Origin of the sequence: Nocardioides alpinus (genome assembly GCF_900112035.1) — a bacterium.
Lineage (GTDB): Bacteria > Actinomycetota > Actinomycetes > Propionibacteriales > Nocardioidaceae > Nocardioides > Nocardioides alpinus.
The window spans coordinates 1,080,228-1,105,278 of the sequence record NZ_FOKC01000001.1; the positions used below are offsets into that span (position 1 = coordinate 1,080,228).

The window sequence follows — 25,051 nt, forward strand, 5'->3', positions numbered from 1 at the left end:
GAGCTGACGCTTGTGCGCACGAGACCGGCCGAGCTGACGCTTGTGCACACACGAGACGGGCCGAGCTGACGCTTGTGCACACACGAGACCGGCCGAGCTGACGCTTGTGCACACACGAGACGGGCCGAGCTGACGCTTGTGTACACACGAGACCGGCCGAGCTGACGCTTGTGTACACACTCAGGCGCACACAAGCGTCAGGTCGGCGGCCCTTGTGGCGCACACAAGCGTCAGCTCGGCGGTCCTGCGGCGCACACAAGCGTCAGCTCGGCGGCCCTGCGGCGCACACAAGCGTCAGGTCGGGGGCCCTGTGGCGCACACAAGCGTCAGCTCGGCGGCCCTGCGGCGCACACAAGCGTCAGGTCGGCGGTCAGGCGGGGAAGGACTCGCCCTTCGCCGCCATCTCGCGGAGGTACGCCGTCGGGCGGAAGCGCTCGCCGTAGGCCTCTGCCAGCTCGTCGGCGCGCGCCAGGAACGCGTCGAGGCCGACCGGGCCGACGCCGTGGCCGGTCTCGTCGAGCGCCTGCCAGCCGGTCATGAACTGCGCGGCGCCACCGGTCAGCGCCGGGAACCCGATGCCCATGATCGAGCCGATGTTGGCCGCGGCGGCGGACGTGATCACGCCCTCCTCGAAGCACTTCGCGGTCTCGATCGCCTCGATGAAGAGCATCCGGTCGCGGATGTCGCGGATCGGGACCTGCTGCTCGGCGACGGGGAACGTCTCGGCGAGCCCGGACCACAGCGTCGTACGCCGGCCGTTGTCGTCGTAGTCGTAGAAGCCGGCGCCCTTGAGCCGCGAGGGCCGACCGAGGCCGATCATCGTCGCGATGACCTCCCCGGCGGGGTAGTCCCCGAGGTCGATGCCCTCGCGCTCGGCCGCGTCCTCGGTGGCCTTGCGGATCTTGGCCATCAGCTCCATGTTGAGCTCGTCGCTGATCTGCAGGGGGCCGACGGGGAAGCCGGCCGACGTGGCGGCCCGCTCCAGCGAGACCGGGTGCACCCCCTCGGCGAGCATCGTCAGGCCCTCGTTGATCTGGGTGCCGATGACGCGCGAGGTGTAGAAGCCGCGCGAGTCGTTGACCACGATCGGCGTCTTGCGGATCTGCTGCACGACGTCGTACGCCTTGGCGAGCGCCACGTCGGAGGTCTCCGCGCCGCGGATGATCTCGACGAGCGGCATCTTGTCGACGGGGCTGAAGAAGTGCAGCCCGATGAAGTCGGTAGGACGGTCGATGCCGGCGGCGAGCTCGGTGATCGGCAGGGTCGAGGTGTTGGAGCACAGCAGCGCGTCGTCGTTGACGTACGGCGCCACCTCGGCGAACACCTTGGCCTTGAGCGTCGGGTCCTCGAAGACGGCCTCGATGACCAGGTCGCAGCCGGCGAGGTCCTCGGGCGAGCCGGTCGGGGTGATCCGGCCGAGCAGCTCGTCGGCCTTCTCCTGCGTGATCTTGCCGCGCTCGATGCCCTTGGCGTTGAGCTTCGCGGTGTACGCCTTGCCCTTCTCGGCCGCCTCGACGGAGACGTCCTTGAGCACGACCTGCATGCCCGCGCGGGCGCACGAGTAGGCGATGCCGGCGCCCATCATCCCGGCTCCGAGCACGCCGACCTTGGTGGCCTGCCAGCGCTCGACGCCCTGTGGGCGAAGGGATCCGGAGTTGATCGCCTGCAGGTCGAAGAAGAAGGCCTGGATCATGTTCTTGGACTGCTGGCTGACGACCAGGCTGGTGAAGTAGCGGCTCTCGATGCGCGACGCGGTGTCGAAGTCGACCTGCGCGCCCTCGACCGCGGCGCTCATGATGGCGCGCGGCGCAGGGTAGATCGCGCCCTTGGTCTGCTTGCGCAGCAGCGCCGGGAAGGCCGGCAGGAACTGCGCGAGCGCGGGGGTCTTCGGGGTGCCGCCGGGCATCTTGTAGCCGGCGCGGTCCCACGGGTTCAACGCCTTGTCCTCGTCGTCCTTGTTGGCGAGGATCCACGCCTTGGCGGCGGGCACGAGCTCCTCGCGTGTCGGCAGCACCTCGTCGACGAGGCCCTTGGCCAGCGCCCCCTGCGGATCGAACTGGGTGCCGGGCATCAGGACGTCCATCAGCGCGGACTGCAGGCCCAGCATGCGTACGACGCGGGTGACGCCGCCGCCGCCGGGCAGCAGGCCGAGCGTCGACTCGGGCAGCCCGATCTTCACCGAGCGGTCGTCGACGGCGATGCGGCGGTTGGCCGCCAGCGCGATCTCGAGACCGCCGCCGAGGGCGGCGCCGTTGATGGCGGCCACGACCGGGCGCGGGAACGTCTCGAGCCTGCGCAGGCTGGCCTTGACGGCCTCGCCCATCGCGAAGATCACGTGGGCGTCGTCCGGCGTGGCGGTGATCATGCTCTTGAGGTTGCCGCCGGCGAAGAAGGTCTTCTTGGCGCTGGCCAGGACCACACCGGTGACGTCGTCCTGCTCGTCGTACAGGCGCTGGACGCACCTCTCCATGGACGACTGGTAGAGCTCGTTCATCGTGTTGGCGCTGGCGTTCGGGTCGTCGAGGGTCAGGGTGACGATGCCGTCGGCGTCGCGGTCGTAGCGGACCGCGGTCTGGGTGTCAGTGGAGGTCATGAGTGATCCGTTCAGGTCGAGTCAGGAGCCCAGCGAGTGAAGGGTTGCGGGGGGCTCGGCGCGCGGCCCCGTCTGGACTGACGAGCGAAGCGAGCGCAGCGAGCGAGTCGAGGAGGGAAGACGGGGCTTACGAGCGCGCCGAGCACGGGCGAGCGGGGCGAGCACCGAAGGCACAGCGCCTAGACGAGCTCGACGATCGTCGCGATCCCCATCCCGCCGCCGACGCAGAGCGTGGCGAGGCCGCGCTTGAGGTCGCGGCGGGCGAGCTCGTCGATCAGCGTGCCGAGGATCATCGCGCCGGTGGCACCGAGCGGGTGGCCCATCGCGATGGCGCCGCCGTTGACGTTGGTGACGTCGTGGCTGATGCCCATGTCACGCATGAAGCGCATCGCCACGGCGGCGAAGGCCTCGTTGATCTCCCACAGGTCGATGTCGTCGACCTCGAGGCCGGCACGCGCCAGCGCCTTGCGGGCGGCGGGCGCGGGGCCGGTGAGCATGATCGTCGGGTCGGCGCCCGAGACGGCGGTCGAGATGATCCGGGCGCGCGGCGTGAGGCCGAGCGACGTCCCGACCTCCTCGGTGCCGATCGCCATCACCGCGGCACCGTCGACGATGCCCGACGAGTTGCCGGCGTGGTGGACGTGGTCGATCGCGGGGACCCAGTGGTACTTCTCCAGCGCCACGTCGTCGAACCCCGCGTCGCGACCCATCTGGGCGAACGACGGCCTGAGGCCGGCGAGGCCCTCGACGGAGGTGTCGGGGCGCACGGTCTCGTCGCGGTCCAGCACGGTCACGCCGCTGAGGTCCTTGACCGGGACGACCGCGCCGTCGAAGTAGCCGTTGGCCCACGCCTTCGCGGCGCGGTGATGCGACTCCGCGGCGTAGGCATCGACGTCCGTACGGTTCCAGCCCTCGATCGTGGCGATCAGGTCGGCGCCGATGCCCTGCGGGACGAAGCCGGTCTGGAGCGCGGTGGCCGGGTCCATCGCCCAGGCGCCGCCGTCGCTGCCCATCGGCACGCGGCTCATCGACTCCACGCCGCCGGCGATGATCAGGTCCTCGAAGCCCGAGCGCACGCGCTGTGCGCCCTGGTTGACGGCCTCGAGGCCGGACGCGCAGAAACGGTTCAGCTGCACGCCGGCCACGGTCTCGGGATAGCCGGCCTTGAGGGCGGCGGTCTTGGCGATGTCGCCGCCCTGGTCGCCGATCGGGGTCACCACGCCGAGCACCACGTCGTCGACACGCGACGGGTCCAGGCTGGGGTTGCGGGTCTTGAGCTCGTCGAGGAGTCCGACGACCAGGTCCACGGGCTTGACCTCGTGGAGCGAACCGACGGCCTTGCCGCGGCCGCGAGGAGTGCGGATGTGGTCGTAGACGAATGCTTCTGCCATACGGGTGATTGTGACACCATTACTGTCACAGTCCAACAGGTGTGTTCCGGGTCACTCCGATCCACCTGCGACTCAGGAGAGGATGGTCCGGTGGACACCGTGGTCGATCACAGCGAGCTGCTGACGCTGGACGAGCTGACCGCGCGCACCGGGGTGAGCGCGCGCAACGTCAGGTTCTACGCCTCGCGCGGCCTCGTCCCCTCGCCGATCCGCCGCGGCCGCTCGGGCTACTACGGTCCCGACCACGTCGCCCGCCTCGAGCTCGTCCGCGAGCTGCAGGGCCACGGCTTCACGCTGTCGGCGATCGAGAGGTACGTCGACGCCATCCCCGCCACCGCGTCCCCCTCCGACATCGCGCTGCACCTGTCGATGCTGGCCCCGGTCACCGGCGACCGCGACGTCGACGTCCCCGGCGGGCTGTCGGGCATGGGCATCTCCCCGGAGGCCGCCGAGGCCGTCGCCGAGGTGTACGCCGCCCACGGCCGGCAGGTCGCGCACGAGCTCTCCGAGATCGTGCGGACCATGGTGTGGCCGGCGTTCCGCGAGCGCGGCGGCACCGCCGAGCAGCTGCGCGAGTTCGTCCACCGGCTCAAGCCGCTGACCATCGCCGGGCTGGTGATGGCCTACGAGCAGGCCATCGACGAGAGCTCCGCGTCGTACGACGGCAAGCGCACGTCCGAGCACTGACCGCCCATCCGGGTGACTGAAGCGACAGCGGAGCCCGTCCACTGGGACTCTGGTGGGGTGCCCAGCCCCGTGACGACCGAATCCCTGCGACGGACCCGATGACCGGCGCGACGATCTACCTCCTGCTCGGGCTGTCACTGCTCCTCGCCACCGTCCTCCCGCACGTCACCAGGGGCATCGCTGTCTCGCCCCCCATGGTGCTCGTCGCCGTGGGCATGGCGATCGGCCTGCTGCCGCTCCCCGACGGCACCAGCCTCGACCCGATGGACCACCGCGTGCTCGTCACGCACGTCACCGAGTTCACCGTGCTCATTTCCCTCATGGGCGTCGGCCTGGCCCTCGACCGGCCGCTCGACCTCCGCAAGTGGGCGTGCTGGCGCGCCTGGTCGCCGGTGTGGCGGCTGCTGCTCGTGACGATGCCGCTGACCATCCTGGGCGTGGCGCTCCTCGGCTGGTGGGTCGCCGGTCTCGCGCCGGCGGTCGCACTGCTCCTAGGTGCGGTCCTGGCGCCGACCGACCCGGTGCTCGCCTCCGACGTCCAGGTCGGCGAACCCCTGACCGAGGACGTCGACGAGCCCGGCGGGGACGGTGACGGTGACGAGGACCGTCAGCTCGAGGACGACGACATCCGCTTCTCCCTCACCGCCGAGGCCGGCCTCAACGACGGCCTCGCCTTCCCCTTCGTCCACCTCGCGCTGCTGCTGCTGGCCGGCGGCTTCACGCTCGTCGACGTCGGCACCTGGGTCGGGTGGTACGTCCTGGGCAAGATCGTGCTCGGCGTCGCGGTCGGCCTCGCCGCGGGCTGGCTGCTCGGCCGGCAGGCGTTCCACGCCCGCAGCGACAAGCTCCGCCTGGCCGACGCGGGCGAACCGCTGCTGGCCCTCGCCGCGCTGCTGGCGTCGTACGGCGCTGCCGAGCTGGTCGGCGGCTATGGCTTCCTCGCCGTCTTCGCCTGTGCGATGCGGTTGCGCTCCGCGGGCCCCGGGCACTCCTACCAGCGGGCGATGCACGCCGTGGTCGAGCGGCTCGAGCGGCTGATGACGCTGATGGTCCTGCTGGTCCTCGGCATGGCGATGACGCGTGGCCTCCTCGAGCACCTCGACTGGCGCGGCATCGTGGTGGCCCTCGCGCTCGTTCTCGTCGTACGACCGCTGGCGGGCTACGTCGCGCTGTCGACGCTCGCCCGCGACCAGGACCGCGACGGCGGCCTCGACCGGGGCGAGCGGATGGCCGTGGCGTTCTTCGGCGTCCGCGGCGTCGGCTCGCTGTTCTACCTCGCCTACGCCGCGAGCCACGAGCACGTGCCGGACGAGCCGTGGCTGTGGTCCACGGTGGCCTTCACCGTGATCGCGTCGGTGCTGCTGCACGGGGTCACCGCGACGCCCGCCATGGCCCGGCTGGATGCCCGACGGGGACGCATCTCCTCGCAGGGATGAGGCACCGGGGTGGGACGCCCTGACAGAGTGGGTCCATGTCCACAGTCCTCGTCACCGGTGCCACTGGGTTTATCGGCCGCCGCCTCGTCCCCGCCCTCATCGACGCCGGGCACGAGGTCCGCGCCATGACGCGGCACCCGGAGACGTACGACGGCCCGGGCGAGGCAGTCGGCGCGGACGTGATGGACGCCGACTCCCTGCGTCCCGCGCTCGAGGGCGTCGACGCCGCGATCTACCTCGTCCACTCCCTCGACGACCCCGACTTCGAGCGCAAGGACGCCGACGCGGCGCGCAACTTCAGCGCGGCGGCAGCGGCGGCCGGCGTGAGCCAGATCGTCTACATGGGCGGGCTCGGTGACGACGACGGGGAGCTCTCCGCCCACCTGCGCTCGCGGCGCGAGGTCGAGGGCCTGCTGGGCACCGACGGCGTGCCGGTCACCGTGCTGCGTGCCGCGATCGTCGTCGGCCACGGCGGCATCTCGTGGGAGCTCACGCGCCAGCTGGTCAAGAACCTGCCGGCGATGGTCGTGCCCAAGTGGGTCGGCACCCGTACGCAGCCGATCGCCATCGACGACGTCGTCCGCTACCTGTCCGGCGTGGTCGGCAAGGACGAGGCCCTCGACCGCGTCTTCGAGATCGGCGGCCCCGAGCAGCTGACCTACCGCGAGATGCTGCAGGGCGTCGCGCTGGCGATGAACGGCCGGAAGCTCCCGATCGTCGTCGTCCCGCTGCTCACGCCGGGCCTGTCGTCGCGCTGGCTGGCCCTGGTCACCGACGTCGACGTCACCACGGGTCGCAACCTCATCGACTCGATGTCCACCGAGGTCGTCGTGCGCGACACCTCGATCCGCGAGGTCGTGCCCGGGGAGCCGCTGACCTACGCCGAGTCCGTACGCCGGGCGCTGGCCGAGCGCGCCGAGGCGGCGTCAGGATCAGGAAAAAAGTAGGGGCAGCAGGAAGAGCATCGACAGCGACCAGGTGATGTGGGTCAGGATCGGCGCGAGGATGCCGCCGCTGGCGCGCCGCTCAAGGCCGCAGACCGCGCCGAGCACGATCGCGGCGAAGCCGAGCATCACGTTGCCGGTCGCGAGCGTCGCGACGACGTAGGCCAGGGTCGTCCAGAAGACCGGGTGCTTCGGGATCGCGGCGTACATCGCGCCGCGGAAGAACAGCTCCTCGGCGATGCCGTTGAAGAACGTGATGATCGCGAGCAGGGTGAGCGAGCCCTCGTCGGCGTACTCCAGCACCGAGCTGACGTAGGCCGCCAACGGGTCGATCTCGCGCACGACGAGCGAGCCGAGGACGAAGACCCCGACCAGCAGCAGGCCCAGAAGGATCGGCGCCAGGATCGGGCGTACGAACACCTCGTTGGCGCGCGCCATCCGTCCGAGGTGCAACCGGCCCGACAGGAAGGCTCCGGCCGCCCAGACGCCGGCCAGGACGACGGCCGCGACGTAGAACGTGTTGCCTCCCGGCTCGAGGCGCAGCGACCACCCCAGCACGACCGCGCCGATGAGCACCACGACGGCCGCGACCACCTGCCGGCGACGGAAGGCCTCGGCGGTGTCGCGCTGGTCGCGGGGGACCACGTCCCACAACGACCGCTGGATGAAGGAGCGCATGTCGACCAGCCTAGGAGGCGGCCAACAGCTCACGGACGCGCGGGATGACTTCCTCGCCGTAGAGGCGGACCGACTCGAGCCGCTGCTCGTGCGGGAGGGCGCCGACGGAGTACTTCAGCTGGAAGCGGGAGAGGCCCAGCGTGCGAGCCGCCCAGGCGATCTTCTGCGCCACGGTCTCGGGTGATCCGACGAAGAGCGCACCCTGCGGACCGGCTGCCTGCTCGAAGGCGATCCGGCTGTAGGGACCCCAGCCGCGCTCGCGGCCGATGCGGGTGAACAGTTCGGCCTGGTGCGGGTAGAGCTGCTCGCGCGCCTCGTCGTCGGTCGCCGCGATGTGGCCCGGGGAGTGCATGCCGATCGGGAGCTCCGGGAGCTCGAGCTGGTCGAGGGCGTTGCGGTAGAGGTCGGCGAACTGGACGAACGCGGCCGGCGAGCCGCCGATGACGGCGAGCATCAGCGGCATGCCGTAGCGCGCGGCGCGTACGACGGACTCCGGCGTGCCGCCGACGCCGATCCAGGCCGGCAGCTTGCCGGCGGCGGTGGTCGGGTAGACGCGCTGCCCGGCGAGTGGCGTGCGGATGCTGCCCTCCCACGTCACCGGCTGCTCGTGCTGCAGTGCGGCGAAGAGGTCGAGCTTCTCGGCGAAGAGGCGGTCGTAGTCGCCGAGGTCGAGGCCGAAGAGCCCGAAGGACTCGATGAAGGAGCCGCGTCCCAGCTGCACCTCGGCCCGACCGTTCGACACGGCGTCGAGGGTCGCGAATCGCTGGTAGACCCGGATCGGGTCGTCGGAGGAGAGCACGGTGACGCCGGTGCCGAGACGGATCCGCTCGGTCTGGCCGGCGATCGCGGCCAGGACCACGTCGGGCGCGGAGATCGCGTAGTCGGGCCGGTGGTGCTCACCCAGGCCGATGTAGTCGACGCCGAGACGGTCGGCGAGCACGGCCTCCGCGACGACCTCGCGCAGGGTCGCGGGGTGGTTGCCCGGCGCGCCGTCGAGGGGGGCGTCGCCGAACGTGTCCAGGCCGAGGGTGGGGTGCTCCTTCGTGCCGAGCACCGCGTGGTCGAACGTGCCGTCTTCGTGCGCAGTCATGTCGCTCCTCCGGGTAGTTGAAGGGTGAACGAACTTCGTCGCCCGGACATTCCGACAGTCCCTTCGGTGCGCTTCTCAACCGTTGCAACGGCGGGAAACCTCAGCAACCACCGGATGCCCGGTGGTTCCCGACGGTCGCCCCCCACAACGAGACTTACCCTTGAGTCTCCAGGAGTCTCCAGGAGACTCAAGGGCAAGCAACAGGCTGGAACGTCAGGTTCAGCGACCGCGGCTGAACGACGACGCGCTGTGGGCGCGGCCGCTCGAGGCCTGGCCGGTGGACTGGCCGCCACCGGAGCGACGACGGTTGCCGCCGCCCTGCGAGCCGCCCTGGCCGCCTCCCTGGCCGCCGCCCTGGCCGCCTCCGGAGCGACGACGCTGGCCGCCACCGCCGCCGGTCGACGAGCCGCCACCGCTCTCGCTGGTGTAGGTGGTCGGGTTGCCCCGACGCGACTGGCCGTTGGTCTGGCCGGTGCTGCGGGCGCGCTTGCGCTGCGCGTTGGCGCCGGTCGACCGGCCACCGCCGCCGCCCGAGGTCGGCACCTCGACGACGAGGCCGCCGGGGGTGCTGCGGGCGCCGGGCGCGAGCTGCTCGAGCATCGCGTGGCCGGGACCGCTGACCTTGGTGGTGGTGGGCTTGATGCCGGCGAGACGGGTCAGGTCGCGCACGTCGCGGACCTGGTCGTCGGTCATGAGGGTGATGACGGTGCCCTCGGCGCCGGCACGCGCCGTACGACCGGAGCGGTGCAGGTACGCCTTGTGCTCGGTCGGCGGGTCGGCGTGGATCACGAGCGCCACGTCGTCGACGTGGATGCCGCGGGCGGCGATGTCGGTCGCGACGAGCGTCGTGGCCTGGCCGGAGTGGAACATCTCCATGTTGCGCGTGCGCGCGTTCTGGCTCAGGTTGCCGTGCAGGTCCACCGACGGGACGCCGCTCTTGTTGAGCTGGCGGGCCAGCGCCTTGGCGCCGTGCTTGGTGCGGGTGAAGACGACCGTACGGCCGGGGGCGCTGGTCAGGTCGACCAGGACCGGGACCCGCTGCTCACGGCTCAGGTGCAGCACGTGGTGGTGCATGGTGCCCACCGGCGACTGCGCCGAGTCGGCCTCGTGGGTGGCAGGGTTGGTGAGGAAGCGCTTGACCAGGACGTCGATCGCCTTGTCGAGCGTGGCCGAAAACAGCATCCGCTGGCCGGTGCGGGGCGTCTTGTCCATGATCCGGCGCACGCCGGGCAGGAAGCCGAGGTCGGCCATGTGGTCGGCCTCGTCGAGGATCGTGATCTCGACGTTGGAGAGGTCGGCGAAGCCCTGGCCCATGAGGTCCTCGAGGCGGCCGGGGCAGGCGATGACGATGTCGACGCCCTTCTTGAGCGCGGTGGTCTGCGGGCCCTGGCTGACGCCGCCGTAGATGACGACGGTCGAGAGGCCGGCGGCCTTGGCCATCGGGACGAGCGAGGCGTGGATCTGGCCGACGAGCTCGCGGGTCGGCGCCATGATGAGGGCGCGCGGCTTGCGCGGCATCGCGGGCATCTTGCTCGCGTCGAGGCGGGCGACCAGCGGGAGCAGGAACGCGTACGTCTTGCCCGAGCCGGTGCGACCACGGCCCAGGATGTCGCGGCCGGCGAAGCTGTCGGGCAGCGTCGCGGCCTGGATGGGCGTGGGAGTGGTGATGCCCTGCTTGGCCAGGATCTGGGCAAGCGAAGAGGGCACGCCGAGTTCGGCGAAGTTCATGTGAGTTGCTTTCGGTTGGCGTCTCGCCACCGTGAGCCGCGATCAGGATGAGCGGCGTACGTGCCTCAGAAACGAGGAAGGGTGTCGCGGTTTCGAGCGACGACCTGCGCCCGGGGCAAGACCGGCCGGGCGACTGTGGGCACAACACTAGCGGGACTGGTGGTGTTCCGATGAATCCTTCGCCGTGTGAGCCGCGCCTCAGGCGCTCGCGCGCCGCACCAGCGTCGGCGGGATGATCATCCGCACCGGGTGTCCGCCGTCGACGCCGTCGATGCGCCCGAGCAGCAGCCGGGTGGCCCGCTCGGCCATCTCCTCCACCGGCTGGCGCATCGTCGACAGCGGTGGCGTGGTCCGCTCAGCGACACCCAGGTCGTCGTAGCCCACGACCGCGATGTCGTCGGGCACCCGCCGGCCGAGCTCGGCCAGCACCCGCATCGCACCGGCGGCCATCAGGTCGGAGGCGACGACGAGACCGTCGAGGTCGGGGTGGCGCTCCATCAGCGCCCGGGCCGCGGCCTCGCCGCTGGCCTCGGTGAAGTCGCCGTGCTCGACGGCCTCGGCCGGCAGGCCGGCCTCCGCCATGGCCTGCTGCCAGCCGATCAGGCGGTCGGCGGCGGCCGTCATGTCGACGGGACCGGCGATGGTGCCGATGCGGGTGCAGCCGCGGGCGACCAGCACCTCCGTGGCCTCGCGCTCACCGGCGACGTTGTCGACGTCGACGTAGGCCACCCGGTCGCCGCCGGTCCACGGCCGGCCGCCGAAGACGCAGGGCAGCCCGAGGTCGGCGAGGTGCTCGGCCAGCCGGTCGTCGCGGTGGTGGGAGACGACGAGGGCGCCGTCGACGTGGCGGTTGGTGAGGTAGCGCAGGGTCCGTGCGGTCGACGCACCCGGTCGCGCCAGCAGCAGCACGAGCTGGATGTCGCGCTCGGTCAGCACCCGCGTGACACCACGCAGGGTGCCGGCGAAGAAGGGGTCGGAGAAGACCCGGTCGTCGGGCTCGGGCACGACCACCGCGATCGAGTCCGTCCGACGGGTGACCAGGCTGCGAGCCGCCGGGTTGGGGACGTAGCCCAGGGTGCGCACCGCGGTGTCGACGGCCGACTGCGCTCGGGCACTGACCCGCTGGCCGCCGTTGATCGCCCGCGATGCGGTGGCCCGCGAGACCCCGGCGACGCGCGCCACCTCGTCGAGGGTCGGCGAGCCCGCGCCGGCGGTCCGCGGTGTCGTCACGCGCGCCACGCTAGTCGTCGTCTGGTTCGGAGGAAGGCAGTACGCCGGTGCGGGACAGATCGGCGTACCAGCGCGCGCTCGACTTCGGCGTACGTCGTTGGGTCGCGTAGTCGACGTGGACCAGCCCGAAGCGCTTGGCATAGCCGAAGGCCCACTCGAAGTTGTCCATGAACGACCACTGGAAGAAGCCGCGCACGTCGACGCCCTCCTCGACCGCGCGGTGCACGGCCCGGAGGTAGGAGTCGAGGAACGCGATGCGGTCGGGGTCGTGCACCGCGCCCTGCTCGTCGGGCTGGTCGGCGAAGGCGGCACCGGTCTCGGTGAGGTAGATCGGCAGGTGGGGGTAGTCGTCGTGGAGGCGCCGCAGCAGGCGGTGCAGCCCGTCGGGCTGGATCTCCCAACCCATGTCGGTGACGGGCAGCCCGCGGCTGGGGAACGTGACGTGCTCGGAGCCCACGAAGGGCGAGAGCGCGACCCGGTCCGGCTGGTCGGAGCCGACACCGACGACGTCCGTGCGCGGGTGCCCCGAGACCTCATTGCCGTGGTAGTAGTTCACGCCCAGCACGTCGATGGGCGTGGAGATCGCGGCCAGGTCGCCGTCGCGCACGACGTCGGTCCAGGGCGCGTGCTGCCACGGCAGGTGGGCGGTGTCCTCGAGCAGGTCGACCGGGTAGGCACCGCGGAAGATCGGGTCGAGGAAGAGCCGGTTGTGCAGCGCGTCGATGCGCCGCGCGGCGTCGACGTCCTCCGGGTCCTGCGGGTCGCTGGGGTCGGGCACGGTGAGGTTGAGGCTCAGCCCCAGGCGGTCCGCGCCGCGGCTGCGCAGCTCCTGCGTCGCCAGCCCGTGGGCGAGCAGCAGGTGGTGCGCGGCGACCAGGCCTGCGGCGCCCTCCTGCCGTCCCGGCGCGTGGTGCCCGGCGGCGTAGCCGAGGAGGGAGGAGCAGAAGGGCTCGTTGAGGGTGGTCCACGTCGGCACCCGGTCACCGAGCACGTCGTGCACCGCGGTGGCGCACTCGACGAACCGGAACGCGGTGTCTCGGTTGGTCCAGCCGCCCTCGTCCTCGAGCACCTGCGGCAGGTCCCAGTGGTAGAGCGTCAGCCACGGCGCGATGCCGTGGGCGAGGAGCTCGTCGACGAGCCGGTCGTAGAACGCCAGTCCGGCCGCGTTGACCGGACCGGCGTCCGGGCGCACCCGCGGCCACGCCACCGAGAAGCGGTACGACGTGGCGCCGAGCTCGGCGAGGAGATCCACGTCGGCCGGCATCCGGTGGTAGTGGTCGCAGGCGACCTCGCCGGTGTCCCCGCCCAGCACGGCGCCGGGGACCCGGGAGAAGGTGTCCCAGATCGAGGGCGTACGTCCGTCCTCCGCGACGGCCCCCTCGATCTGGTAGGAGGCGGTGGCCATGCCCCAGACGAAGTCGGAGGGGAAGCGGGCCTCCCCGGTGGCGACCGGGTCGCTCAGGATCTTGCTCTGGACGGTCATCCCTTGACGGCTCCTTGCATGATTCCGGCGACCAGCTGGCGACCGGTGAGGACGAACAGGATCAGCAGCGGCACGGTGGCGAGCGTGGCTCCGGTGAGGACCAGGCTGTAGTCCTTGAAGAAGCCGCTCTGCAGCTGGTTGAGGGCGACCTGGATGGTCGGGTTGTCGGCGGGCAGCGCGATGAACGGCCAGAAGAAGTCCGTCCACGTCGCCATGAAGGTGAACAGCCAGAGGATCGCCGCGGCCGGCCTGGCGGCCGGGGCCACCACGTTCCAGACGATGCCGATCTGGGAGCACCCGTCCATCCGCGCCGCTTCGATCAGCTCGTCGGGAACGGCGTCCACGAGGTACTGGCGCATGAAGAACACACCGAAGGCGGTCACCAGGGTGGGGAAGATGATCGACCACGTGGTGCCGGTCCAGCCGAGCTTGGACATCAGGATGAACAACGGCACGACCCCGAGCTGCGTCGGCACCGCCATGGTGGCGACGACGCCGGCGAGCAGCGCCGAGCGCCCACGGAAGCGGAGCTTCGCGAAGGCGTACCCGGCCAGGGTGCCGAAGACGACGGTCGAGGTGGCACACACCGACGACACCAGCACGCTGTTGCCGAGCGCCTTCCAGAACGGGACGGTGTCGATCACCCGGCTGGCGTTGTCGAGGAAGTGCCCGCCCGGAAGCAGTGGAGGCACCCCTTGCGCCGCCACCTGGGCGGTGTGCGAACCGAGCAGGAAGGACCAGTAGAACGGGGCGGCCGAGCCGAGGACGAACGCGGCGAGCAGGCCGTAGACGAGGAAGCCGGGGCGTCGCGTCACCGGTCGCCTCCCAGGCTCCCGATGCGGCGCATCAGTATGAGGTTGACCAGGGCCATCACCAGGATCAGCAGGAAGAGCATCCACGCCGTCGCCGAGGCGCGGCCGAGGTCGCGCAGTTGCCAGCCGAAGTTGTAGATGAGCATGGTGATCGTCCCGAACTGGCGGTCGCTGCCGCCGTTGCGCGTGGTGGTCTCGTCGAAGAGCCGCGGCTCGGCGAAGATCTGGAGGCCGCCGATGGTCGAGGTGATGATCACGAAGATCATCGTCGGGCGGATCATCGGCAGGGTGATGCTGAGGAACTGGCGGATCCGGCCCGCGCCGTCGAGCTCCGCGGACTCGTAGAGGTCGCGGGGGACGGCCTGCATCGCGGCCAGGAAGATCAGGGCGTTGAAGCCGGTCCAGCGCCAGTTGACCATCGTGGCGATCGCGACGTGGCTGGCGAACCGGTCGGTGTGCCAGGCGATGGGGCCGATGCCCACGGTGCCCAGCAGCTCGTTGAGCAGGCCGTAGCGGTCACCGAAGACGCTGCCGAAGATGATCGCGACGGCGACCGGGGAGACGACGAACGGCAGCAGGATGCTCATCCGCCAGAACGTGCGGCCACGCAGCTGGTTGTCGAGCAGGGCCGCGAGCACGACCGAGATGACGATCTGCGGGCCCGAGGAGAGCACGAAGATGCTCACCGTGTTGACGACCTGCTTGGTGAAGTACGGGTTGTCCCAGACGTCGCGGTAGTTCTGCAGCCCGATGAACTCACCCTTCCCGCCCAGGAGGCTCCACTCGTGGAGCGAGACGTAGGCGGTGTAGGCGAGCGGGAAGAGCCCGACGATCGCGAAGACGATGAAGAACGGGGAGATGTAGAGGTAGGGCGCCCAGCGGGTGTCCCACACCGCTCGGCGCTGACGCCAGGTGAGCTCGGGAGGAGGAAGGTCCTGGCCCCGGTCAGACCGCCCCGCCCGGGGCGGAGAGCCGTGCGGCTCCCCGCCCCGGGCCCCGGTGGGGTCGAGCGTCTTCTGCGACAACGTTCTCAGCCCAGCGCGTCCACGTCGGACTGGAACTGCTCCCATGACTCATCCGGCTGCTGCGAGCCCTCGTCGACGCGGAGCACTGCGTCCATGAAGGCGGTCAGGATGTCGGAGTACTTCGGGCCCTTGTAGGGCTGCATGGTGATGGCCGCCGCGCGGTTGGCGTAGATCTGGCCGATCTCGGCGTCGTTGAAGTACGGGTTGACCGCATCCACGATCTCGGGGGCCGCGAGCGCCTCGACCTGGCTGGGGAACGGTCCCTTGGCGGCGAAGGCCTTGGCCTGCTGCTCCGGGGCGGAGAGCCAGGCGGCGATCTCCTGCGCCTTCTCGATGTTGTCGCCCTGCGAGGGGACGGTCAGGTAGGAGCCACCCCAGTTGCCGCCGCCGCCCGGGAACACGTCGGCGATGTCCCAGCCCTCGACGCCCTCGGCGTTGCCCTCGATGATGCCGAGCATCCAGCCGGGGCAGAAGGTGGTGGCGAAGCCGTCGTTCTGGAACGAGGCGGTCCAGTCGTCGCCCCACTGGGCGAGCTGGGAGGAGAGCGTGTCGGAGTTGCCGGTGACGGCCTCCCAGACGGCCTGGAGCTCGGGGTTGTCGGTCTGGATCGTGTCGTCGTCGGCCTCGAACGGGTTCTCGACCTGGTTGAGCATGGCCTGCGCCAGCGCACCGGAGGAGTCGTACCAGGCGGTGTCGGGCAGCGCCTCGGTCAGCTTCTCGCCGGTGGCGAAGTAGTCCTCCCAGGTGCCCATCATGGCCGCGACCTCGTCGCGCTCGGTCGGCAGGCCGGCCTTCTCGAAGAGGTCGGCGCGGTAGCAGACACCCTGCGGGCCGACGTCGGTGCCGTAGCCGATCATCTGGCCCTCGGAGTTCGTCCCCTTCTCGGCGACGAAGTCGAGCCAGCGGCCCTCCAGCTCCGGGTCGGTGAGATCGGCGAAGGCGTCGCTCTCGGCCAGCACGGCGGCGATGGCGTCACCCTCGATGGCCTCGATGTCGGAGAGCCCCGAGCCCGCGGCGAGCTTGGTGTAGAGGTTGGCCTTGGCGTCGTCCCACGTGCCGACCTTGACCTGCTCGAGGACGACCTCGTCCTGCATCGCGTTGTACTCCTCGATGAGGTCCTCGTAGCCGAACTCGTTGAACGTCGCCACGGTGATCGTGGTCTTGCCGTCAGACGTCTCACCGTCCGCGTCGCCGCCGCACGCGGCGACGGTCGACGCGAGGGTCAGCGTCAAGATCGTGCTGGTGACGAGCCGTGCTCGCCTGGTCCTGAATGTCTGCACCACTGCACTCCTGCCGTCCTACGGAACGTCGGGCGCGGTGCCCGACCGGGAAGGTGGACGCAGCGGGTGTGAGAGCGCTTCCACTTCCGTCCGTCGCTCACTATGGTCGCCGTCACATCGAGTGTCAATGGCGCGCTCAGGAGTCACCCGAAATGAGTGAGAGCGCTTCCACTTCCGCCGCTCATCTGGCCCCTCAGGACCAGCGGAGCACGCCGTCGTCGAGCTTCGCGCGGCGCAGGGTGCGGGCGTCGTAGAGGTAGTTCTGGCGCAGGGACCACGGCTCGACGTCCCCCTGGTGCGGCAGGGTGTGGACGGCGCGCCGGACGTAGCCGGCGTCGAAGTCCATCAGCGGCGCCTCGGCCACCGAGGCATCCCGCACCGGCACCACCGAGCGCTTCCCAGCGGCTCGCCGGTGGGCCAGCAGCCGGACGACGTACTCCGCGACGAGGTCGGCCTTGAGCGTCCACGACGCGTTGGTGTAGCCGATCGTGAAGGCGAAGTTGGGCACGCCCGAGAGCATCATCGCGCGGTAGGCCATGGCCTCGTGGGGCTTGACCACCTCGCCGTCGACGACGAGCTCGGCGCCGCCGAAGATCTTCAGGTTGAGCCCCGTGGCGGTCACCACGATGTCGGCGTCGAGCCGGGTGCCGGACTCGAGCTCCACGCCGGTCTCGGTGAAGGTGCGGATGCGGTCGGTGACCACCTCGGCCCGCCCCTCGCGGATCGCGTGGAACAGGTCGCCGTCGGGCACCAGGCACATCCGCTGGTCCCACGGGTCGTAGGTCGGGTTGAAGTGGGTGTCCACGGGATAGCCCGGCGGCAGGAGCGCGACGTTGGCCTTGCGGACCATCCGGCGCACCACCGCGGGCCGCGTGCGGCTGAGCCTGTAGAGCGCCGACTGGAGCCCGATGTTCTTCCACCGCGTCACCGCGTAGGACCGCTTCTCCCCCACCACCGAGGTGAGCCGGCGCTTCACGGCGTCCCTGCCCGGCACGGGGAGGATGTACGTCGGCGAGCGCTGCAGCATCGTGACGTGGGCCGCGCCGCTCGCGACCATCGCCGGCACCAGCGTCACGGCCGTCGCGCCGGAGCCGATCACCACGACCCGCTTGCCGGCGTGGTCGAGGTCGTCGGGCCAGTGCTGCGGGTGGACGAGCCGGCCATCGAAGCGCTCCTGCCCCTCGAAGTGGGGCGAGTGGCCCTCGTCGTAGTCGTAGTAGCCGCTGCACGCCCACAGGAAGTCGGCGGTCGTGGTCCGGGCCTCGCCGTCGACCTCGGCGGTGACGGTCCAGCGCGCGGTCCCGGAGTCCCAGGCGGCGCCCGTCACGTGGTGGCCGTAGCGGATCTGCCGGTCCACGCCGAACTCACGGGCCGTCTCGCGCACGTAGTCGAGGATCGAGGCGCCGTCGGCCAGGGCGGTGTCCCCGACCCACGGCCGGAAGCGATAGCCGAGGGTGTGCATGTCGGAGTCCGACCGCACGCCCGGGTAGCGGAAGAGGTCCCAGGTGCCACCGCTGACGGCGCGCCGCTCGAGGACGGCGTACGTCGTCCCCGGCAGGTCCTTGGCGAGGTGGGCGGCGGCACCGATGCCCGAGAGGCCCGCTCCGATGATCAGCACGTCGACGTGGTCGCTCACGCCTCCAGCGTAGGTCAGTCGGGCGCGGATGTAACCGTGAGTTACAACGCACTCCTCGCTGATCGAGCAGCTCGAGGAACGAGGGCGTACCGAGATTCAGCCCCGCGCGTACAGCTCCACGAACCTGGCCAGCAGCCGCACCGGCTCGGTGACCAGCGCCTCGCGGGCAGCGGCCTTGAGCGACTCCTGCTCGTGCGGGGCGTAGTAGCCGTGCGAGCTGTAGGCGTCGATGCGGTCGCAGATGGCGACCGGGTCCAGCTCGGGGTGGAACTGGGTGGCGTAGACGTGGTGCCCGAGCCGGAACGCGTGGACCGGGCAGGTGTCGGTCGACGCCAGCAGCACCGCGCCCTCGGGGAGCCGGGCCACCGCCTCCTTGTGGCCGAGGTAGGCCAAGAACTCGTCCGGCATCGGGCCGAAGAGCGGGTCCTCGCGGCCGGCCTCCGTGAGGCGTACGGGCAGCGCACCGATGGGCTCGCCGAAGGTGCGGTCGACGACACCGTCGGCGAGCCCGCCGAGGACGCCGATCCCGTAGCAGGCACCGAGGAACGGGAAGTCCGCCGCGACCACCTGCTCGGCCAGCACCCTCAGGTCCGCCTCGGCCCGGCACTGGGCCGCCGACTTCGCCCCCTCCGGGTCGGAGACGTTGAACGGCCCGCCACCCAGGATGATCCCCGACCACGCGGCCAGGTCGACCGCGCCGAGCGGCCCCTGCTCGAGGCGTACGCGCACCAGCTCGTCGGGCCGGAGGCCGCAGCCGGCCAGCACGGCGTCGTACTCCTGCTGCGCGACGTCGTCCTCCGCGCGGGTGCCGAGGAAGAGGAAGGGGCGCACCCGCGAGACCCTAGGCCTGGGTCGCGGCGCCGCTGGCCAGGAGGGCGTCGACGTCGTCGATCCCCCACGCCGTCAGCGCCTCGCGGGTGTGCTGGCCGGGCGCAGCCGGCGTGGTGCCGACGGTGGCCTCGGTGCGCGAGAAGCGCGGGGCCGGCGCCGGCTGGACGACGCCGTCGCGCTCGACGAAGGTGCCGCGTGCGGCCAGGTGCGGGTGCTGCGGCGCCTCGGCCAGGGGTACGACGGCCGCGACGCAGGCGTCCGTGCCGTCGAAGACCTCGCTCCACTCCGCCTGCGTGCGCTCCTTGAACCTCGCCGTCAGAGCGGCGCGGATGGCTGCGTGGTGGGCGGGGTCGTCGCGGTCGGGGAGGTCGACGCCGATCCGTTCGACGAGGGCCGCCCAGAACTGCGGCTCGAGCGCGGCGACGCTCATGTGCCGGCCGTCGGCGGTCTCGTACAGGTCGTACCAGGGGGTGCCGCCGTCGAGCATCCCCGAACGGCGCCGGCCGGAGTCGAGACCGACCGCGGCGAAGGTCGAGGCGATGGCGTTGAGGTGGGCGGTGCCGTCGACGATCGCGGCGTCGACGACCTGGCCCTGTCCGCTGGTGCGCGCCTCAAGGAGGGCGGCGAGGATGCCGATGACGAGGTAGGTCGAGCCGCCGCCGAAGTCGCCGAGCAGGTTGCTCGGGAAGTGCGGCCGGTCGCGGTCCTGGCCGAGGCCGTGGAGCGCCCCGGTGATCGCGACGTAGTTCATGTCGTGCCCGGCGGCCTGGCCCCAGGGGCCGTCCTGGCCCCAGCCGGTCATCCGGCCGAGGACGAGCCGCGGGTTGCGCGCGTGGCAGACGTCGGGACCGAGCCCCATCCGCTCGATCGCACCGGGGCGCATCCCCTCGACCAGCACGTCCGCCCCCTCGACCAGCCGCAGCACCGCCTCCACCGCCTCGGGCCGCTTGAGGTCCAGCGCGACGCTCGGCCGACCGCGGTTGAGCAGGTCCTTGTCGCCCAGGGCGAACATGCCCCCGCCCGGCCGGTCGATGCGGATCACGTCGGCGCCGAGGTCGGCCAGGATCATGCAGGCGTGCGGCCCGGGGCCGATGCCGGCGATCTCGACCACCTTCACGCCCCGCAGTGGTCCGGTGCCCTGGCCCAGCTCGTACGTCATGCCGCCGATCATGACACCGGTGCTGTCAGGGTCGCGAGGGTGCTCCCGTGGGGTAGTCCAGTGGTGAACGGCTGCGAAACGGCCGTCGTGACGACCAACTCTCACTGGACTACCCCGGCCGACGACGTGGCGCACCCCACGCTTGCAACTCGTTGCATAGGTGGGCCACACTCCTGCCATGGCCCTCGAGCACGCCCTCCTCGTCGCTCTCAGCGAGCGACCCGCGAGCGGCCTCGAGCTCACCCACCGCTTCGAGAAGTCCCTCGGTTTCTTCTGGCACGCGACGCACCAGCAGATCTACCGCGTCCTCGCGCGGATGGAGGCCGACGGCTGGGTGACGGTCGAGGTCGTCGAGCAGGAGGGCCGTCCCGACAAGCGGGTGCACACACCCTCCGCCGAGGGCCGCCGCGTCCTGGCCGAGTGGCTGGCGACACCGATGCCGATGGAGGCCTTCCGCAGCGAGGTCGCGGTCAAGCTGCGCGGGGCGTCGTACGGCGACCGCGCCACGCTGACCCGCAACCTCCACGACCTCCGCGCCGACCACGCGACGCGGCTGGCGCACTACGCGACGTTCGAGCGCGACCAGTTCCCCGATCCCTCCGGTCTCGACGAGGCCCGGCTCGACCAGTGGCTGGTGCTGCGCGGCGGATTGCGGATGGAGCAGTTCTGGATCGACTGGATCACCGACTACCTGCAGGCCCACGAGGTGTCGAGGCGCGCTGCGCTCGCACCTCAACCACCGAGAGAGTGACACCATGAGCCACCCCACCTACCCCCACCTCCTCGAGCCGATCACCCTGGGTGCCGGACCCGACGCGCTGACGCTCCGCAACCGCGTCGTGATGGGCTCGATGCACACCGGGCTCGAGGACCACCCCTGGGACATCGGCAGGCTCAGCGAGTTCTTCGCCGAGCGGGCGCGCGGCGGTGTCGGCCTGATCATCACCGGCGGCTACGCCCCCACCAAGCGCGGCTGGCTCAAGCCGTTCGCCTCGGAGATGACCAATCGCCTCCACGCGATGCGCCACGAGCGGGTCACCGGCACGGTGCACGAGGCCGGCGGCGCGATCGCGCTGCAGGTCCTGCACGCCGGGCGCTACGGCTACCACCCGCTCTCGCAGAGCGCGTCGGACAAGAAGTCCCCGATCACGCCCTTCAAGCCGAGCGCGATGTCGACCAAGGACGTCGACCACACCGCGACCGCCTTCGCCAAGAGCGTCGCGCTCGCCCGCAAGGCCGGCTACGACGCCGTCGAGATCATGGGGTCCGAGGGCTACCTCATCAACCAGTTCCTCGCCTCGCGCACCAACGACCGCGACGACCAGTGGGGCGGCTCGGCCGCGCGCCGCATGCACTTCCCCGTCGAGGTCGTACGCCGCTCGCGCGAGCTCGTGGGCGACGACTTCCCGATCGTCTACCGGATCTCGCTGCTCGACCTCGTCGAGGGCGGGCAGACCTGGGAGGAGATCGCCGAGCTCGCGCTGCACCTCCAGGCCGCGGGCGTGACGGTCTTCAACACCGGCATCGGCTGGCACGAGGCGCGGGTGCCGACGATCATCACGCAGGTGCCGCGCGGCGCCTGGCGCTCCTACACCGCTCGGCTCAAGCAGGTCGTCGACGTGCCGGTGTGCGCGTCCAACCGGATCAACACCCCCGAGCTCGCCGAGGAGATCCTCGCCGCCGGCGAGGCCGACCTCGTGTCGATGGCCAGGCCGCTGCTCGCCGATCCCGCCTTCGTGGCCAAGGCGATGGACGAGCGCGCCGACGAGATCAACACCTGCATCGCCTGCAACCAGGCCTGCCTCGACCACGTCTTCGCCAACCAGCGCGCCTCCTGCCTGGTCAACCCGCGCGCCTGCCACGAGACCGAGCTCGTCCTCGTGCCGACGATGCGCAAGCAGGCGGTGGCCGTCGTGGGCGCCGGACCTGCCGGCCTCGCGGCCGCGACCAGCGCGGCCGAGCGCGGCTTCGCGGTGACCCTCTTCGAGAAGTCGACCGAGCTCGGCGGCCAGTTCCGCCTCGCCATGGCCGTGCCCGGCAAGGAGGACTTCGCCGACACGCTGCGCTACTTCACCCGCCGCCTCGAGGTCCTCGGCGTCGACGTACGCCTCGGGGTCGAGGCGTCCACCGACGACCTCGCCGGCTTCGACCAGGTGATCGTCGCGACCGGCGTCGTCCCCCGGATGCCCGCGATCCCGGGCATCGACCACGCCAGCGTGGCGTCGTACGCCGACGTGCTGAGCGGGCGCGTCGTGCCGGGCAAGCGCGTCGCGGTGATCGGTGCCGGCGGCATCGGCGTCGACGTCAGCGTCTGGCTCACCCACACCGACGAGGACCTCGACGACTGGATGGCGCACTGGGGTGTCGGCGACCCCGCCCTGACCGCGGGCGGGTTGACCGAGGCCAAGCCGCGTACGCCGGCCCGCGAGGTGACGCTCATCCAGCGCAAGACCACGCCGATCGGCATCGGCCTCGGCAAGACGTCGGGCTGGGCGCACCGCGCGGTGCTCAAGCAGAGCAAGGTCACCCAGGTCCGGGGTGCGACCTACGACCGCATCGACGACGACGGCGTGCACATCACCGTCGACGGCTCGTCCCACGTGATCGAGTGCGACACGGTCGTGGTGTGTGCCGGCCAGGACTCGGTGCGCGGCCTGTACGACGCGCTTTCACCGCTGGTCGAGCAGGGCGAGGGTCGAGCCGGTGTCGAGACCAAGGTCCACCTCATCGGCGGCGCCGACGTCGCGGCCGAGCTCGACGCGAAGCGCGCGATCAAGCAGGGGACCGAGGTCGTGGCGGCGCTGTGAGCCGCTGGCCCTGACGGGCTCACGGCGCAGGCGTGTCCCTGCCCCGGCCTGCGAACCAGCGCTCGAGCTCGCGGAAGGCCTCCGGGCTGAGCGCGTCCTGCGGGTCCGCGACGATGTCGCGCTGGATGCGCTCGTGCGCGGCGGAGTAGAGCGCCGGGCTCAGGGCGTGGGGCAGGTTGCGGACGTACCAGCGTCGGAACGTGCGTGCTCCCCATCGCTGCAGCGTGCGGGCGACCAGTCCCGGCCGGCCGCGGCGGACCCAGAACCCGACGGCCGTGCCGAGGACGAAGGCGATCCCGAGCGCAAGTGCCATGACGCCGAGGGTGGCGGCGATCTCGTCGCTCGCGAAGTTGTCCGCCACGTTGAGGACGTTGCCGTAGTAGACGGGGACCAGCACCTCGACCTGGTCGACGTAGGGACTCACCTGCTCCGCCGCGTCGGCGAGGTCGCGGATGGACTCGAGGTCGGGCTTGGCTGCCCACGCCGCACGCACGTGGCCGAACGCCTCCTGCGTCTTGCCGATGTCGATCCCGTCGATCCCGTCGTAGCCGTTGAAGGGGTTGAGGTCCACGCCCACGTCGAGGGCCTCGTCCGCGGCCTCCTTCGCCGCGACGACCTGGTCGTTGGTGGTCTGGATGTCACGCAGCGTCACCGAGCTCCGCTCGAGCGTCGCCTCGAGCTCCGCCTGGGGCAGCGTGTGTCCGTTGACGTAGTCGAGGGCGGACTGGATCTCCTGCCGGTGGTCGACGACGTACTTCGCAGCGCGGTAGCGCTCCATCAGGTTGGGCACGGCAGCGACCGCGTCCTGAGCCTTGCCGCCCACCGTCTCCGCGTCGCTTAGCGCGACGCTCGCCGCCGCGCCCGCGCCGTAGGCCTTGATCCCCAGCTCCAGGACCGAGCCGATCAGCAGGCGGCCGACCTCCAGCCTGTGTCGCAGCGACGACTGTTCACGGTCCGTGGTCACAGCATCGTCCTCCGAGAGTTCGCGGACCGTGCCGCTGGGCGGGTGACAGCCCGTGCTGCCCGGGCGATGATCGCAAACGACCGGACCGGTCCTGCACACCCGAGGGGGCGTCGAGAGCCACACGACCGACGCCTCCCCCATGCGGCGTGCTCCATGATGGAGCCATGATCACCTCCGATGTGACCGCACCCGGCGTCGACGACCGGGCCCTGCGGTCGCTGAAGGGTTGGAACCTCGCCCTCGTGGCCCTCCACCTCGTCCAGGCGGTCGCCGTCGTCGCGCTGGCGACGGACTTCGCCATCACGGTCACCCAGTCACTGCCGACGGGTCCGCCCGGCACCGCCATCGCTCCACCGGAGGGCGTGTTCGACCTGCCGATCGGTGTCGCCATCGCGACTTTCCTGGGGCTGGCGTGCCTCGATCACCTGCTCACGGGCACCGTCATGCGCGGGACGTACGAGCGCGACCTGCGCGTCGGCATCAACCGGTTCCGCTGGGTGGAGTACTCGTTCAGCGCGACGATCATGGTCGTCCTCATCGCGCTCTACGCAGGTGTTGTGGACATCGCGGCGCTCATCGGCATCATCGGCGCCAACGTGGCGATGATCCTCTTCGGCTGGCTCCAAGAATCAGCCAACCCTCCCGGCAGCGCGACGCGGACGATGATGCCGTTCTGGTTCGGCTGCGTCGCCGGTGCGACGCCGTGGGTGGCCATCGGCTACCACCTCGTCGCCGCCGAGGAGGTGCCCGGGTTCGTGGTCGGGATCTTCGTGTCGCTCTTCCTGTTCTTCAACACCTTCGCCCTCAACCAGTGGCTGCAGTACCGCCAGGTTGGGCCGTGGCGCAGCTATGCGTTCGGGGAGAGGGCCTACCTCGTGCTCAGCCTCGTCGCCAAGTCGGCGCTCGCCTGGCAGATCTTCGGCGGGTCCCTGGCGTCCTAGGTGTGATGCCCAGCCAGGTTGTCCAACCTGGTGATGGGTGAGCGCCCAGCGATTGCTGAGTGGGGCCGGTGGTGGTTGTACTCGTGGATCCATGCTGGCAGAGCGGCGAGTCTTGCGGATTCGGAGTTGTAGAACTTCTTGAACGCCCAGCCCTCGACGAGGGTTCGATGGAAGCGCTCGATCTTGCCGTTCGTCTGTGGCCGATAGGCCCGGGTCTTCTTCGGCGTGATGCCCAGGTCGTGGCAGGTGTCGCGCCACAGGTTCGACTTGTAGCAGCTGCCGTTGTCGCTCAACACCCGCTGGACGGTGACTCCACGCTCGGCGAACCAGGCCACT

Annotated in this window: 21 protein-coding genes; 6 read left to right on the forward strand and 15 right to left on the reverse strand. The window is 70.9% G+C overall.

The genetic code is table 11. The features are described from left to right. Positions 1-370: 370 nt before the first annotated feature. Together BM127_RS05170 and BM127_RS05175 are read right to left on the reverse strand one after the other, a co-directional pair. The gene (locus BM127_RS05170; RefSeq protein WP_091195176.1) at positions 371-2,593 is read right to left on the reverse strand and encodes a 3-hydroxyacyl-CoA dehydrogenase NAD-binding domain-containing protein; all 2,223 of its coding nucleotides are present in this window, start codon (positions 2,591-2,593) and stop codon (positions 371-373) included. A 179-nt stretch (positions 2,594-2,772) separates the two neighbouring features. Then, positions 2,773-3,984, reverse strand: coding sequence for an acetyl-CoA C-acetyltransferase (locus tag BM127_RS05175; protein ID WP_091195178.1), 1,212 nt, complete (start codon positions 3,982-3,984; stop codon positions 2,773-2,775). Between the two features lie 90 nt (positions 3,985-4,074). Here BM127_RS05175 and BM127_RS05180 point away from each other — a divergent pair, with 90 nt between their 5' ends. From BM127_RS05180 to BM127_RS05190, 3 genes are all read left to right on the forward strand, one after another. Beyond that, the gene (locus tag BM127_RS05180; RefSeq protein WP_198554489.1) at positions 4,075-4,671 is read left to right on the forward strand and encodes a MerR family transcriptional regulator; all 597 of its coding nucleotides are present in this window, start codon (positions 4,075-4,077) and stop codon (positions 4,669-4,671) included. Positions 4,672-4,769: 98 nt separating this feature from the next. After that, positions 4,770-6,107, forward strand: coding sequence for a cation:proton antiporter (locus tag BM127_RS05185; protein WP_091195181.1), 1,338 nt, complete (start codon positions 4,770-4,772; stop codon positions 6,105-6,107). A 35-nt stretch (positions 6,108-6,142) separates the two neighbouring features. Continuing rightward, complete coding sequence (locus tag BM127_RS05190) at positions 6,143-7,054, forward strand: NAD(P)H-binding protein (RefSeq protein ID WP_091195184.1); 912 nt, start codon at positions 6,143-6,145, stop codon at positions 7,052-7,054. On the opposite strand, the gene BM127_RS05195 is transcribed toward BM127_RS05190, so the two are convergent. The 11 genes from BM127_RS05195 to BM127_RS05245 all read right to left on the reverse strand — a co-directional run bounded on the left by BM127_RS05195 (position 7,040) and on the right by BM127_RS05245 (position 20,003). Then, entirely contained in the window at positions 7,040-7,729 is a 690-nt protein-coding gene (locus BM127_RS05195; protein WP_091195186.1) for a CPBP family intramembrane glutamic endopeptidase, read from the reverse strand. The genes BM127_RS05190 and BM127_RS05195 overlap by 15 nt on opposite strands. Positions 7,730-7,739: 10 nt before the next feature. Continuing rightward, positions 7,740-8,819, reverse strand: coding sequence for an LLM class flavin-dependent oxidoreductase (locus BM127_RS05200; protein WP_091195188.1), 1,080 nt, complete (start codon positions 8,817-8,819; stop codon positions 7,740-7,742). 219 nt (positions 8,820-9,038) lie between these two features. Further along, positions 9,039-10,547, reverse strand: a complete 1,509-nt coding sequence (locus tag BM127_RS05205) for a DEAD/DEAH box helicase (protein ID WP_091195192.1) — start codon at positions 10,545-10,547, stop codon at positions 9,039-9,041. 198 nt (positions 10,548-10,745) lie between these two features. Beyond that, positions 10,746-11,777, reverse strand: a complete 1,032-nt coding sequence (locus tag BM127_RS05210; protein WP_175507286.1) for a LacI family DNA-binding transcriptional regulator — start codon at positions 11,775-11,777, stop codon at positions 10,746-10,748. Between the two features lie 10 nt (positions 11,778-11,787). Further along, positions 11,788-13,260, reverse strand: a complete 1,473-nt coding sequence (locus BM127_RS05215; protein WP_091195196.1) for a GH1 family beta-glucosidase — start codon at positions 13,258-13,260, stop codon at positions 11,788-11,790. After that, complete coding sequence (locus BM127_RS05220; RefSeq protein ID WP_231263060.1) at positions 13,257-14,075, reverse strand: carbohydrate ABC transporter permease; 819 nt, start codon at positions 14,073-14,075, stop codon at positions 13,257-13,259. The genes BM127_RS05215 and BM127_RS05220 overlap by 4 nt, the downstream gene beginning before the upstream one ends. Beyond that, complete coding sequence (locus BM127_RS05225; RefSeq protein ID WP_231263059.1) at positions 14,072-14,965, reverse strand: carbohydrate ABC transporter permease; 894 nt, start codon at positions 14,963-14,965, stop codon at positions 14,072-14,074. Before BM127_RS05225 ends, BM127_RS05220 begins: the two co-directional genes overlap by 4 nt. A 137-nt stretch (positions 14,966-15,102) precedes the next feature. Then, on the reverse strand, positions 15,103-16,377 hold the full coding sequence (locus tag BM127_RS05230; protein ID WP_091195548.1) for an ABC transporter substrate-binding protein: 1,275 nt from the start codon (positions 16,375-16,377) through the stop codon (positions 15,103-15,105). A 193-nt stretch (positions 16,378-16,570) separates the two neighbouring features. Then, positions 16,571-18,013 carry a flavin-containing monooxygenase gene (locus BM127_RS05235; protein ID WP_091195204.1) on the reverse strand — a complete coding sequence of 481 codons (1,443 nt, stop codon included), beginning with the start codon at positions 18,011-18,013 and terminating at the stop codon, positions 16,571-16,573. A 96-nt stretch (positions 18,014-18,109) separates the two neighbouring features. Then, positions 18,110-18,844, reverse strand: a complete 735-nt coding sequence (locus BM127_RS05240) for a glutamine amidotransferase (protein WP_091195206.1) — start codon at positions 18,842-18,844, stop codon at positions 18,110-18,112. Positions 18,845-18,854: 10 nt separating this feature from the next. Continuing rightward, a complete protein-coding gene (locus BM127_RS05245) occupies positions 18,855-20,003 on the reverse strand; it encodes a CaiB/BaiF CoA transferase family protein (protein ID WP_091195551.1) in 1,149 nt (382 codons plus the stop codon). A 178-nt stretch (positions 20,004-20,181) separates the two neighbouring features. On the opposite strand from BM127_RS05245, the gene BM127_RS05250 reads away from it, so the two are divergent. Together BM127_RS05250 and BM127_RS05255 are read left to right on the forward strand one after the other, a co-directional pair. Further along, positions 20,182-20,754, forward strand: coding sequence for a PadR family transcriptional regulator (locus tag BM127_RS05250; RefSeq protein ID WP_091195209.1), 573 nt, complete (start codon positions 20,182-20,184; stop codon positions 20,752-20,754). Between the two features lie 4 nt (positions 20,755-20,758). Beyond that, the gene (locus tag BM127_RS05255; protein ID WP_091195212.1) at positions 20,759-22,810 is read left to right on the forward strand and encodes an NADPH-dependent 2,4-dienoyl-CoA reductase; all 2,052 of its coding nucleotides are present in this window, start codon (positions 20,759-20,761) and stop codon (positions 22,808-22,810) included. Between the two features lie 19 nt (positions 22,811-22,829). Here the strand turns inward: BM127_RS05255 and BM127_RS05260 are convergent, their stop codons facing one another. Then, positions 22,830-23,774: a hypothetical protein gene (locus BM127_RS05260; RefSeq protein WP_091195215.1), complete on the reverse strand. Its 945-nt coding sequence runs from the start codon at positions 23,772-23,774 to the stop codon at positions 22,830-22,832. Positions 23,775-23,938: 164 nt separating this feature from the next. Between BM127_RS05260 and heR the strand changes: the two genes are divergently transcribed. Then, positions 23,939-24,715, forward strand: coding sequence for a heliorhodopsin HeR (gene heR / locus BM127_RS05265; protein ID WP_091195218.1), 777 nt, complete (start codon positions 23,939-23,941; stop codon positions 24,713-24,715). On the opposite strand, the gene BM127_RS05270 is transcribed toward heR, so the two are convergent. Then, on the reverse strand, positions 24,712-25,051 hold a 340-nt coding region (locus BM127_RS05270; protein ID WP_139227649.1), incomplete at its 5' end, for an integrase core domain-containing protein. The two genes, heR and BM127_RS05270, sit on opposite strands and share 4 nt — an antisense overlap.